The following is a 12,252-nucleotide window of genomic DNA, read 5'->3' as shown; positions in this document are numbered from 1 at the left end:
TAAGGGCATGGCAGGCCTGATATAACTGCTGCGCGTTCGCACTTTGAAGGATTCAGGTGCGATATAAATTATAAAGAGGAAGAGAAGAGTGAATAAATCTCAACTGATCGACAAAATTGCTGCAGGGGCTGATATCTCTAAAGCTGCGGCTGGACGTGCGTTAGATGCAATTATTGCTTCTGTTACTGAATCTCTGAAAGAAGGTGATGACGTAGCGCTGGTAGGTTTTGGTACTTTTGCCGTTAAAGAGCGTGCTGCCCGTACTGGTCGCAACCCGCAAACAGGTAAAGAGATCACCATCGCCGCGGCTAAAGTACCGGGCTTCCGTGCAGGTAAAGCACTGAAAGACGCGGTAAACTAAGTGATTTCCCCTTTGGGGATGTGACGAAGTACAAGGGCGCATCGACTGATGTGCCTTTTTTATTTGTAATTCCGGTACTTTCTACGCGTTGTGGGCTGACAATTGCCCCTGTTTCTTGTCACAATAGACCTTTGTGCGCAGCGTTCAGGAAACGCTATGCTGCGTGAAGCATATATACTCAAAATCCTTGCCGCCGTTGTTGTGCCTGCGCGCAGGCGGCTTGAGAGATAACGCGTATAGTCATCTACAGCGGAGTGTGGTTACACCATGATGGACAGCTTACGCACGGCTGCTAACAGTCTCGTGCTCAAGATTATTTTCGGTATCATTATCGTGTCGTTCATTTTGACCGGCGTGAGTGGTTACCTGATTGGCGGGGGCAATAACTTCGCCGCCAAAGTGAATGGCCAGGAGATCAGCCGCGGGCAGTTCGAGAATGCGTTCAACAGCGAACGTAACCGCATGCAGCAACAGCTGGGCGATCAATACTCCGAACTGGCTGCGAACGAAGGCTACATGAAAACGCTGCGTCAGCAGGTGCTGAATCGTCTTATTGACGAAGCGCTGCTGGATCAGTACTCCCACGAGCTTAAGCTCAACATCAGCGACGATCAGGTCAAACAGGCTATTTTCGCCACGCCTGCGTTCCAGGTGGACGGCAAATTTGATAACAACCGCTACAACGCGATTGTTAATCAGATGGGTATGACCGCCGATCAGTACGCTCAGGCATTACGTAATCAGCTCACTACCCAGCAGCTGATCAACGGTGTTGCCGGTACGGACTTCATGCTGAAAGGCGAAACGGACGAGCTGGCGGCGCTGGTTGCACAGCAGCGTATCGTTCGCGAGGCGACGATTGACGTTAACGCACTGGCCGCGAAGCAGTCTGTTACCGAGCAGGAAGTTGCCAGCTACTACGAGCAAAATAAAAACAACTTTATGACGCCGGAACAGTTCCGCGTGAGCTACATCAAGCTGGACGCCGCTGCTATGCAGGAGACGGCCAGCGATGCGGATATTCAGTCTTACTACGACCAGCATCAGGACCAGTTCACTCAGCCGCAGCGTAACCGCTACAGCATCATTCAGACCAAAACGGAAGATGAAGCCAAAGCGGTGCTGGACGAACTGAACAAAGGCGGTGATTTCGCTGCGCTGGCAAAAGAAAAATCTGCTGACATCATCTCTGCCCGTAAAGGCGGCGACATGGGATGGCTGGAAGATTCCACCACTCCGGATGAGCTGAAAAGTGCTGGTCTGAAAGAAAAAGGCCAGTTGTCAGGCGTGATTAAATCTTCCGTTGGTTTCCTCGTTGCGCGTCTTGACGACGTACAACCTGCACAGGTTAAACCGCTGAGCGAAGCCCGTGACGACATTGCGGCGAAAGTGAAGCAGGAAAAAGCGCTGGACGCGTATTACGCACTGCAGCAGAAAGTGAGCGATGCCGCCAGCAACGATAACGAATCCTTGGCGGGCGCGGAGCAGGCTGCTGGCATGAAAGCGGTTGAGACGGGCTGGTTTAGCCGTGACAGCCTGCCAGAAGAACTGAACTTCAAACCGGTCGCTGACATCATTTTCAATGGTGGTCTGGTTGGCGAAAACGGTACGCCTGGCAGTAACTCCGACATCATCACCGTGGACGGCGATCGTGCGTTTGTACTGCGTATTGCAGAACACAAAGCCGAAGCCGTTAAGCCACTGGCTGAAGTGAAAGATCAGGTAACTGCGCTCGTTAAGCACAATAAAGCAGAGCAGCAGGCGAAGCTTGATGCCGATAAACTGCTGGCGGATCTGAAAGCCGGTAAAGGCGATGAAGCGATGAAAGCGGCGGGTCTGAGCTTTGGCGAAGCGAAAACCCTGAGCCGTACCGGGCAGGATCCGCTGAGCCAGGCGGCCTTTGGCCTGAGCCTGCCAGCGAAAGACAAACCGAGCTACGGCGTGGCGAACGATATGCAGGGTAATGTTGTTCTGCTGGCGCTGGACGAGGTGAAAGCCGGTTCTATGCCTGAAGCGCAGAAGAAAGCGATGGTTCAGGGGATTACCCAGAACAACGCGCAGATTGTCTTCGAAGCGCTGATGAGCAACCTGCGTAAAGCCGCAAAAATTAAAGTCGGTGACGCGCTGGAACAGCAGCAATAACCGAGGCTGCTCGCAAAAAATTGCAAAAAGTTGTATCGACAAAAGGCCGCTTTCGCGGCCTTTTCCATTTCTGATATTTGCCGTTTGTCTGTCGTTGTGCACCCCGCTATCGTGATTCCACTGTTAACAAACAAGGAGAAAACAGTATGAAACATGGAATCAAAACCCTTCTTATCACTCTTTCATTGACCTGTGCCGGCATGGCTCAAAGCGCACTGGCTGCAGAGCCTGTCGCCAAAAGTCAGGCGACTCAAGCCAAAGCGGATGCTTCCACAGTGGCGCAAAGCAAAGCCACGTCAGCGGCTAAAGCGAGCGACGATGAAGGTACCAGGGTAAGCATCAACAGTGCTTCTGCTGAGGATTTAGCTCGAGTCATGAATGGCGTTGGTCTGAAGAAAGCGCAGGCGATTGTGAGCTATCGTGAAGAGTACGGACCGTTTAAAACGGTGGAGGACTTAAAGCAGGTGCCGGGCATGGGTAGCTCGCTGGTTGAGCGTAATTTGGCAGTTTTAACACTTTAATAACTTGCGCAGTGGCCAATATTTGCCACACTAGAGAGGTCATACCAGTTATGGCCTCACTACCCTGAATATATTCCTATAAAAACGTAAGGTTCCTGCGCTATGCAAACACAAATCAAAGTTCGTGGTTTTCATCTTGATGTCTATCAGCACGTTAACAATGCCCGCTATCTGGAGTTTCTGGAAGAAGCCCGCTGGGATGGTCTGGAAAACAGCGACAGCTTTCAGTGGATGACCGCACACAACATCGCTTTTGTGGTCGTGAATATTAATATTAACTACCGCCGACCTGCGGTGCTGAGTGACCTGCTGACCATCACCAGCCAGGTCCAACAGCTAAATGGTAAAAGCGGCGTGTTGAACCAGACCATCACCCTGGAGCCGGAAGGACAGGTGGTGGCAGACGCGTTGATTACCTTCGTCTGCATTGATTTGAAAACGCAAAAAGCGCTGCCGCTTGAAGGGGAGTTGCGCGAAAAATTGGAGCAGATGGTGAAGTAGTGGCTGCGAGTGTCTGCAGGCCGGATAAGCAAAAGCGCCATCCGGCATCACTCAACGTATTACTTTAACCCGGTTTTCTGCTTCATTGCCGCCATCACCGCCGATTTATCCGCCAGATAATGGTTCAGGCCGTTGGCGCGCAGATTACACGCCGCACAGTGACCGCAACCGTCACCTTTGATGCCGTTATAACAGGTCAGCGTTTCTTCGCGTACCAGGTCCAGCTTGCCCCAGTAATCGGCCAGTGCCCAGGTTTCGGCTTTATCGATCCACATTAACGGTGTTTCAAAGCGGATATCTTTTGCCATCCCCAGGCTTACGGCATGGTTCAGGGCTTTGACGAACTCATCGCGACAGTCCGGGTATCCGGAGAAATCCGTTTCGCAAACGCCGGTAATGACCGCTTCTGCCTGTACCTGATACGCGTAAATCGCCGCCAGCGTTAAAAACAGAATATTGCGTCCAGGCACAAAGGTGTTGGGGATGCCGTTGGCATCAGGTTCGTAATCAGGTACCGGAATGTTATCGCGGGTCAGGCTGCTGACGGCCAGTTCGCTGAGCAGCGTGACATCAAGGACTTTGTGCGCACGCGCGCCGAGTTTTAAGGCCAGGTCACGTGCGACATCAATCTCAGCGCGGTGGCGCTGACCATAATCAAAGGTCACGCAATGCACTTCATCATACTGATGCAGCGCTTGCGCCAGACAGGTTGTGGAGTCCTGGCCTCCACTGAATACAACAACGGCACGTTTCATGGCTTTTCCTGACTAGTAACGAAAGCGCTTATGGTAGCGCCTGGGCGTGTCGCCGACCAGCTTCTTCACGCTGAAGGCGGCGGTAGCCAGGCTTCGGTAAACTCGAACCAGCCGCGAGGGTTCAGGCGTACGCCGTTCACACCTGGAGGGGCGCTAATACGATAGTGATAATTGAACAGCGGCGTCAGGGTAGCATCATGCATCAGCGTGGCGAAAACTTGTTGTAAAGCCGCGTGACGATCGTCTTCATCAGCCTGAATTTGCAAGGCATCCAGAGTGGTTTGCAGATGAGTATAAGCCGGCGCGCTCAATACGTGTGACCAGAGCTGATCGCAGCGCAGCCACTGTTCGAGGGTATATTCAGGCGCTTCGCCAATTAGCCTGTCGCCCATCATCAGGTCGGCCTGGGCTAAAGGATGATCGCCATCCCAGTTCTTGGCATTATGAAAAATAAGCGTTAATTCACAACCGAGCAGCGCCAGCGCCTGGCGAAGCTGTTCAGCCATCGCATGCAGTTCTACCGGCAGATGATAGGCCAGCGTTAGTTTTTTCGGCAGCGTTACCTCGTCCAGTTCATCCCATTGTGGGATAGTCCATCCTGGCAGCAGCGCATTGCTTGGCGTAATCAGGTTTTCATCCACTTCAAGCGTTTGTAGCAGGGAAGAGCGGTGGATAATATTGACCAGTCGGCGGGCCTGCTGCGTATTCAGGCGCGCGCTTTTTCTGAGCGTAAGATAGCAAAAACCGAGGCTGATGCCGCTGCTTACCTGGCTTAGCATGGGCAATTCTTCGGGCTTACCAATCGCAATTTGCACCGGATGGCGACAGCTGGTGCCCAAATCCTGGGAGAAGAGTTGCGGGGTTATCCAGTATTCAATGGCTTTTAGCAGCGGATGACTCAGGTGGTAGTGATCGTGACTTTCGATACGCACCAGTTCAGGAGTAAACAGCGTCAATCGGAACGGACCAGTACCCACAAACGGATGTTCAGGATGCGCCAGATGACTGCTGTAGCTTGCCAGACGATGCGCCAGCCAGAAGTCGGGGCGATGCAGAATAAAGGTCAGGCACTGGGGATGCGTCACTTCAATGCGCTTCACGCTGATAAACAGCTTATTCAGCGCGGGTAGCGCTAACAGCTTCTGCAATTGTTGATGTAGCTGCGTGCTGCTGACCGCATCGCCGTTATGCCAGTGCAGGGTGGAACGAATATAGAAATCCCAGTGCAGGCCATCGGCGGAGATATTCCAGTGGTGGGCTAAATCTCCGCAGGGGCGTTGCGTCTTGCTGTCGAACCGTGTCAGTCCAGAAAATAGTTGTCCGGCGAGATGCTGCTCCGCGCGACCGGGGAGAAATCCAGGGTGCAAAGGGTCGAGCTGGCGGTAGTAGGGGATACGCAGGGTTGGCGTGTCGTTTTGCCACTGACCTCCCATAAACGGTTGTAGCAACGTTCTTAATTCGCCTGGCGCCAGTTGAGCCAGTTCAAGTACGCTGAGCTGTTCTCCCTTTTGCAGCGCCTGTTCCATCATGGTGTTGCGCAGCGAATCTGGCGTCACCAAAAAACGTAGCAGCCCGCGTTTCCCGCGCCCCGACTGAGCGTACCACTCCAGCCAGCCAGCATCCTGCGCTTGCTTTAGCAAGGTTCGCACGTGGCGCTCGCTGCAAAAACAGCGTTTGGCCAGTTCGCCCACGGTCACTGACTGTGGTTCGCCGTTCGACGGTTGCCACAGGCGCTGGTACTGATTCAGTCGATTCAATAATCGCATATAAACCCGGAACAATTCATTTTATCTATTCACTATTACTTCCGTATATCTCAGGTGATACTGAATCACAAGTTAACCGCGTCACAGTGTGGAGAAAGAAATGGCTCGTCTGGCTGCATTTGATATGGATGGCACCCTTTTGATGCCGAATCACCATTTAGGTGACGAAACGCTTTCAACGCTGGCGCGCCTGCGTGAACGAGATATCACCCTGACCTTTGCCACCGGTCGCCATGTGCTGGAGATGCGCCATATTTTGGGTTCTGTGTCACTGGACGCTTTTTTGATCACGGGTAACGGCACGCGTATTCACTCTCTTGAGGGCGATGTGCTGCACCGTCAGGATCTGGATCCGAATGTTGCGGATATCGTGCTACATCAGAAGTGGAAAACCACCGCCAGCATGCATGTCTTTAATGACAACGGTTGGTTCACCGGACAAGAGATCCCCTCGCTGCTGCAGGCGCATGTATATAGCGGATTTCGCTACCAGATTGTCGATGTGAAACGTATTCCTGCTCATCAGGTCACGAAAGTTTGTTTCTGCGGCGATCATGACTCCCTGATCCAATTACGCATTCAGCTGAATGAAGCGCTGGGTGAACAGGCGAATCTCTGTTTTTCCGCGTTTGATTGTCTTGAGGTACTGCCGTTGGGCTGTAACAAAGGATCTGCGCTGGCGGTACTAAGCGAGCACTTAGGTTATTCAATGGCCGAGTGTATGGCGTTTGGCGATGCCATGAACGATCGCGAAATGTTAGGCAGCGTTGGTCACGGTCTGATTATGGGTAACGCGATGCCGCAACTGATTGCCGAACTGCCTCATTTATCGGTGATTGGGCATTGCCGCAATCAGGCAGTATCACACTTTTTGACGCATTGGCTGGACAATCCGCATCTACCTTATTCCCCCGAATGAGAGATCCCTTCCAGCAAGCCAGACTTCGCGTCTGGCTTTTTTTTATCCTGTTAATGGGTGTTCAGAAGTCGGGCGAGTTCCCCTTTCCACGGCGTTAAATCACCGATCTGCGCGTCGACCCATTGTGGGTTGTAGTAGGTTTCCAGATAGCGTTCGCCACTGTCGCACAGTAGCGTTACCAGTGAACCGGTAACGCCTGCATCGCGCATACGAGCGGCAAGCTGCAGGGTTCCCCACATGTTGGTACCGGTTGAAGCGCCGACTTTTCGGCCCAATTGCGTTTCCAGCCAGTGCGCGGTAGCCACGCTTGCGGCATCCGGTACGCGCAACATTTCATCAACCACGTCAGGAATGAAAGACGGTTCGACACGCGGGCGGCCAATGCCTTCGATTTTACTTCCTAGCGGGCTGCGCAACGTTGCATCGCGATCCTGCCAGAAGGGCAGAAAGACCGAGTTTTCCGGGTCCACAACCATCAGTTGAGTGTCGTAGCCCTGACAGCGGATATAGCGGCCAATGGTTGCTGAGGTGCCGCCGGTTCCGGCGCTCATCACGATATGGCGGGGAACGGGGTTGGGCTCGCACTGCATCTGACGAAAGATGCTGTCGGCAATATTATTATTGCCACGCCAGTCGGTGGCGCGTTCAGCGTAAGTGAACTGATCCATGTAATGACCGTTCAGCTCACGCGCCAGCTGTTCAGAAACCGCATAGATTTCGCAGGCGCTTTCCACGAAATGACAGCGACCGCCGTAGAATTCAATCTGTTCAATTTTACGTTTCGCCGTACAGGAAGGCATGACGGCAATAAACGGCAGTCCTAACAGTCGGGCGAAATAAGCCTCGGAAACCGCCGTTGAACCGGACGATGACTCAATGATGGTGGTGCCTTCTTTGATCCAGCCATTGCACAATCCGTACAAAAACAGTGAGCGCGCCAGACGATGCTTCAGGCTCCCGGTCGGATGCGTGCTCTCATCTTTTAAATAGATCTGAATGCCCGGGAACGCCGGTAGCGACAGACGAATGAGATGCGTATCCGCAGAACGCTGATAATCCGCGTTGATTTCATTGATGGCGTTTTTAACCCAGGAGCTATTCATCATTAATAGATATCCATTTGTCATTTTGTGCCCAGAATAGCGAAAAGCACGGAAAAAATTGTTGCCATTTAGCCTTTAAAATAGAATGTAAGGAGAAAATTCTTCTCTGTGGAGTGGTTATGTTAGACAAAATTGACCGCAAGCTGCTTGGCTTACTGCAACAGGACTGCACCCTTTCTTTGCAGGCGTTAGCAGATGCCGTTAATCTGACTACCACCCCCTGCTGGAAACGTCTCAAGCGACTTGAGGATGACGGTATCCTGCTAGGCAGAGTCGCGCTGTTGGATCCAGAAAAGCTGGGGCTGGGACTCACCGCGTTTGTGCTGATCAAGACTCAGCATCACAGCAGCGAATGGTATTGCCGCTTTGTCACTGAAGTGACCGGAATGCCCGAGGTTCTGGGATTCTGGCGTATGGCTGGGGAGTATGACTACCTGATGCGAGTGCAGGTTGCCGATATGAAAAGCTACGATGAATTCTATAAGCGCCTGGTGAACAGCGTACCGGGCCTGTCTGATGTCACCTCCAGCTTTGCGATGGAACAGATTAAATACACAACTGCTCTACCTATTGAATAATTCTCCCGGCGCTCATTGCCGGAAATCTTGTCAGGACATAACGCGTGCGATTATTTGCTCAATTAAGCTGGTACTTCCGCCGGGAGTGGCGTCGCTATCTCGGGGCAGTGGCCTTGCTTATCATCATCGCTATCCTTCAGCTTATTCCGCCGAAAGTGGTTGGGATCATTGTCGATGGCGTGACGACACAACGCTTCACCACCGAGCGGCTGCTGATGTGGGTGGGAACAATTGCCCTGATCGCAGTGGTGGTTTATTTGCTGCGCTATGTCTGGCGCGTGCTGCTGTTTGGCGCATCCTACCAACTGGCGGTTGAACTGCGGGAAGATTATTACCGTCAGCTGAGTCGCCAGCATCCAGAATTTTATCTGCGTCACCGTACGGGCGATCTGATGGCGCGTGCAACTAACGATGTCGATCGCGTCGTATTTGCCGCCGGAGAAGGTGTGCTGACGCTGGTGGATTCGCTGGTGATGGGGTGTGCGGTGCTGATCGTGATGTCTACGCAGATAAGCTGGCAATTGACGCTGATTGCGCTACTGCCGATGCCGGTGATGGCGATAATGATCAAACGTTACGGCGATCGACTCCATAATCGCTTTAAGCTGGCGCAGGCGGCGTTTTCCAGTCTCAATGACCGTACTCAGGAAAGCCTGACCAGTATTCGTATGATCAAGGCCTTTGGTCTGGAGGATCGGCAGTCGGCATTATTTGCCGCCGATGCCGAGGATACCGGTAAGAAAAACCTGCGCGTGGCGCGCATTGACGCCCGCTTTGATCCCACGATTTATATTGCCATTGGTATGGCTAACCTGCTGGCGATTGCCGGAGGAAGCTGGATGGTGGTGCACGGTTCGTTGACGCTCGGCCAGCTCACCAGCTTTATGATGTATCTCGGTCTGATGATTTGGCCGATGCTGGCGCTGGCATGGATGTTTAATATCGTCGAACGCGGTAGCGCTGCCTACAGCCGGATTCGCGCTATGCTGGCCGAAGCGCCGGTGGTGGATGACGGCACTGAGTCGGTACCGGAAGGACGCGGCGAGCTGGCGGTGGCGATTCGCGAATTTTGTTACCCGCAGACCACCCACCCGGCGCTGGAAAATGTGAATTTCCAGCTTAAACCTGGACAGATGCTGGGCATCTGTGGTCCGACCGGCGCGGGAAAAAGTACGGTGCTGTCGCTGATCCAGCGTCATTTTGATATCACTCAGGGCGATGTACGCTTTCATAATATCCCGTTAACGCGCTTACAGCTTGATAGCTGGCGCAGCCGACTGGCGGTCGTCAGCCAGACGCCATTCCTGTTTTCAGATACCGTCGGTAATAACATCGCGTTAGGACGCCCGCAGGCCACGCAGGAAGAGATCGAGCATGTGGCGCGCCTTGCCAGCGTTCATGAGGATATTTTACGTCTTCCGCAGGGCTACGACACCGAAGTGGGCGAACGTGGGGTGATGCTGTCTGGTGGGCAAAAACAACGTATTTCTATCGCTCGGGCACTACTGCTGAACGCTGAAATCCTGATCCTGGATGATGCGCTGTCGGCGGTGGACGGTCGTACCGAGCATCAGATCCTGCATAATCTGCGCCAGTGGGGCGAAGGCCGAACCGTCATTATCAGCGCCCACCGCTTATCGGCTCTGACGGAAGCCAGCGAGATTATCGTGATGCAGCATGGGCATATTGCCCAGCGCGGCGAGCATGACGTGCTGGTGCAGCAGGCTGGCTGGTATCGTGATATGTACCGCTATCAGCAACTGGAAGCGGCGCTGTCTGATGCACCAGAGATAAACGAGGAGGCGGCTAATGCGTAGTTTCGGGCAATTATGGCCGACTCTGAAAAGATTACTGGCATACGGTTCCCCATGGCGAAAACAGCTGGCGATTGCGGTCGTCATGCTGTGGGTGGCGGCTGCGGCGGAAGTCAGCGGCCCGCTGCTGATTAGCTATTTTATCGATAACATGGTGGCGAAGAACAATCTGCCGCTGGCGATGGTCGCCGGGCTGGTTGCGGCGTATGTCGGTCTGCAACTGCTGGCAGCAGGCCTGCATTATGCACAGTCATTGCTGTTTAACCAGGCGGCGGTTGGCGTAGTACAACAGCTACGCACCGACGTAATGGACGCTGCGCTGCGCCAGCCGCTCAGCGCCTTTGATACTCAGCCTGTAGGGCAGCTTATCTCCCGCGTGACCAATGACACCGAAGTGATTCGCGACCTGTATGTGACGGTGGTTGCAACGGTTCTGCGCAGCGCGGCATTAATCGGCGCCATGCTGGTCGCGATGTTCAGCCTCGAGTGGCGTATGGCGCTGGTGGCGATGGCTATTTTCCCGGCAGTGCTGGTGGTGATGGTGATTTATCAACGCTACAGCACCCCGATTGTGCGCCGGGTTCGCGCTTATCTGGCGGATATTAACGATGGCTTTAACGAAGTCATCAACGGCATGAGCGTTATCCAGCAGTTCCGCCAGCAGGCGCGGTTTGGCGAGAGAATGGGGGAGGCCAGCCGCTCGCACTATATGGCGCGTATGCAGACCCTACGACTCGATGGCTTTTTGTTGCGCCCGCTGCTGAGCCTTTTTTCGGCGCTGATCCTCTGCGGTTTATTGATGCTGTTCAGCTTTACCTCTGGTAGCTCCATCGAGGTTGGTGTGCTGTATGCGTTTATCAGCTACCTCGGCCGTTTAAACGAGCCGCTTATCGAACTGACAACCCAGCAGTCAATGCTGCAGCAGGCGGTTGTCGCCGGTGAACGTGTGTTCGAATTGATGGACGGGCCTCGTCAGCGCTATGGTGAAGACGATCGACCGCTCAAAAGCGGTGACATTGAGGTGGATAACGTTTCATTTGCCTATCGCGACGACAGTCTGGTGCTGCAAAACATCAGTCTGTCCGTGCCTTCGCGTAGCTTTGTGGCCCTGGTCGGACACACCGGCAGCGGCAAAAGTACGCTGGCCAGCCTGCTGATGGGGTACTACCCGCTGACGCAGGGTGAAATCCGACTTGACGGACGTCCGCTGTCTTCGCTGAGCCACGGTGCGTTACGTCAGGGCATCGCGATGGTGCAGCAGGATCCCGTGGTGATGGCGGATACCTTCCTGGCCAACGTCACGCTGGGTCGCGATATCTCAGAAGAGCGGGTATGGCAGGCGCTGGAGACCGTGCAACTGGCAGAACTGGCCCGCGGTTTGAGCGAGGGGATTCATACCCGGCTGGGTGAGCAGGGCAATAATCTCTCCGTTGGGCAGAAACAACTGCTGGCGCTGGCGCGGGTATTGGTTGAAACGCCGCAGGTGCTGATCCTCGATGAAGCCACGGCCAGTATTGATTCCGGTACTGAGCAGGCCATTCAGCAAGCTCTGGCGGCGGTCCGTGAACACACAACGCTTGTAGTGATTGCGCATCGGTTATCGACGATTGTTGATGCGGATACCATTCTGGTGTTACATCGCGGTCAGGCGGTTGAGCGTGGTACGCACCAGCAATTACTGGCGGCGCAAGGCCGTTACTGGCAGATGTATCAGTTGCAGCTGGCGGGCGAAGAGCTGGCAGCCAGTACGCAAGAGGATTCTGTTATCGCCTGACGGCGCAGCGCTTATCCG

General features: G+C 53.8%; 11 protein-coding genes. 8 read left to right on the top strand and 3 right to left on the bottom strand.

Going from position 1 to position 12,252, the window contains the following annotated elements; genetic code table 11:
• Positions 1-70 precede the first annotated feature (70 nt).
• From hupB to fadM, 4 genes are all read left to right on the top strand, one after another.
• On the top strand, positions 71-361 hold the full coding sequence (gene hupB, locus OGV80_RS19890; RefSeq protein ID WP_219352570.1) for a nucleoid-associated protein HU-beta: 291 nt from the start codon (positions 71-73) through the stop codon (positions 359-361).
• Positions 362-628: 267 nt separating this feature from the next.
• Positions 629-2,503, top strand: coding sequence for a peptidylprolyl isomerase (gene ppiD / locus OGV80_RS19885; RefSeq protein ID WP_043015402.1), 1,875 nt, complete (start codon positions 629-631; stop codon positions 2,501-2,503).
• A 146-nt stretch (positions 2,504-2,649) separates the two neighbouring features.
• The gene (locus OGV80_RS19880; RefSeq protein WP_043015403.1) at positions 2,650-3,024 is read left to right on the top strand and encodes a helix-hairpin-helix domain-containing protein; all 375 of its coding nucleotides are present in this window, start codon (positions 2,650-2,652) and stop codon (positions 3,022-3,024) included.
• 102 nt (positions 3,025-3,126) lie between these two features.
• Positions 3,127-3,525: a long-chain acyl-CoA thioesterase FadM gene (gene fadM / locus OGV80_RS19875; RefSeq protein ID WP_016152055.1), complete on the top strand. Its 399-nt coding sequence runs from the start codon at positions 3,127-3,129 to the stop codon at positions 3,523-3,525.
• Between the two features lie 59 nt (positions 3,526-3,584).
• Here fadM and queC read toward each other — a convergent pair whose 3' ends face one another.
• Positions 3,585-4,280, bottom strand: coding sequence for a 7-cyano-7-deazaguanine synthase QueC (queC, locus tag OGV80_RS19870; protein ID WP_043015404.1), 696 nt, complete (start codon positions 4,278-4,280; stop codon positions 3,585-3,587).
• A 65-nt stretch (positions 4,281-4,345) separates the two neighbouring features.
• On the bottom strand, positions 4,346-6,046 hold the full coding sequence (locus OGV80_RS19865; RefSeq protein WP_043015405.1) for an SgrR family transcriptional regulator: 1,701 nt from the start codon (positions 6,044-6,046) through the stop codon (positions 4,346-4,348).
• Positions 6,047-6,146: 100 nt separating this feature from the next.
• On the opposite strand from OGV80_RS19865, the gene cof reads away from it, so the two are divergent.
• On the top strand, positions 6,147-6,965 hold the full coding sequence (gene cof / locus OGV80_RS19860) for an HMP-PP phosphatase (protein WP_286515586.1): 819 nt from the start codon (positions 6,147-6,149) through the stop codon (positions 6,963-6,965).
• A 50-nt stretch (positions 6,966-7,015) separates the two neighbouring features.
• On the opposite strand, the gene OGV80_RS19855 is transcribed toward cof, so the two are convergent.
• A complete protein-coding gene (locus tag OGV80_RS19855) occupies positions 7,016-8,071 on the bottom strand; it encodes a PLP-dependent cysteine synthase family protein (RefSeq protein WP_219921265.1) in 1,056 nt (351 codons plus the stop codon).
• A 116-nt stretch (positions 8,072-8,187) separates the two neighbouring features.
• Between OGV80_RS19855 and decR the strand changes: the two genes are divergently transcribed.
• Genes decR through OGV80_RS19840 form a run of 3 tightly spaced genes read left to right on the top strand, consistent with a single transcriptional unit; the run spans position 8,188 to position 12,234 of the window.
• Complete coding sequence (gene decR / locus OGV80_RS19850; protein WP_003831023.1) at positions 8,188-8,646, top strand: DNA-binding transcriptional regulator DecR; 459 nt, start codon at positions 8,188-8,190, stop codon at positions 8,644-8,646.
• A 44-nt stretch (positions 8,647-8,690) separates the two neighbouring features.
• On the top strand, positions 8,691-10,463 hold the full coding sequence (locus OGV80_RS19845; RefSeq protein ID WP_043015407.1) for a SmdA family multidrug ABC transporter permease/ATP-binding protein: 1,773 nt from the start codon (positions 8,691-8,693) through the stop codon (positions 10,461-10,463).
• Positions 10,456-12,234 carry a SmdB family multidrug efflux ABC transporter permease/ATP-binding protein gene (locus OGV80_RS19840; protein WP_087053074.1) on the top strand — a complete coding sequence of 593 codons (1,779 nt, stop codon included), beginning with the start codon at positions 10,456-10,458 and terminating at the stop codon, positions 12,232-12,234. The genes OGV80_RS19845 and OGV80_RS19840 overlap by 8 nt, the downstream gene beginning before the upstream one ends.
• Positions 12,235-12,252 lie beyond the last annotated feature (18 nt).

It is taken from the genome of Citrobacter sp. Ce119 (assembly GCF_030334525.1).
Classification (GTDB): Bacteria; Pseudomonadota; Gammaproteobacteria; order Enterobacterales; family Enterobacteriaceae; genus Citrobacter; species Citrobacter europaeus.
The sequence above is the reverse complement of the archived record's forward strand: the minus strand, read 5'-3'. Positions and strand labels throughout refer to the sequence as shown.

What these genes read in the sequence shown, in the direction of transcription:
- decR (WP_003831023.1), top strand. Translation starts at nt 8,188, where the DNA reads ATGTTAGACAAAATTGACCGCAAGCTGCTTGGCTTACTGCAACAGGAC.
- OGV80_RS19865 (WP_043015405.1), bottom strand. Translation starts at nt 6,046, where the DNA reads ATGCGATTATTGAATCGACTGAATCAGTACCAGCGCCTGTGGCAACCG.
- queC (WP_043015404.1), bottom strand. Translation starts at nt 4,280, where the DNA reads ATGAAACGTGCCGTTGTTGTATTCAGTGGAGGCCAGGACTCCACAACC.
- cof (WP_286515586.1), top strand. Translation starts at nt 6,147, where the DNA reads ATGGCTCGTCTGGCTGCATTTGATATGGATGGCACCCTTTTGATGCCG.
- OGV80_RS19880 (WP_043015403.1), top strand. Translation starts at nt 2,650, where the DNA reads ATGAAACATGGAATCAAAACCCTTCTTATCACTCTTTCATTGACCTGT.
- OGV80_RS19855 (WP_219921265.1), bottom strand. Translation starts at nt 8,071, where the DNA reads ATGATGAATAGCTCCTGGGTTAAAAACGCCATCAATGAAATCAACGCG.
- ppiD (WP_043015402.1), top strand. Translation starts at nt 629, where the DNA reads ATGATGGACAGCTTACGCACGGCTGCTAACAGTCTCGTGCTCAAGATT.
- fadM (WP_016152055.1), top strand. Translation starts at nt 3,127, where the DNA reads ATGCAAACACAAATCAAAGTTCGTGGTTTTCATCTTGATGTCTATCAG.
- OGV80_RS19840 (WP_087053074.1), top strand. Translation starts at nt 10,456, where the DNA reads ATGCGTAGTTTCGGGCAATTATGGCCGACTCTGAAAAGATTACTGGCA.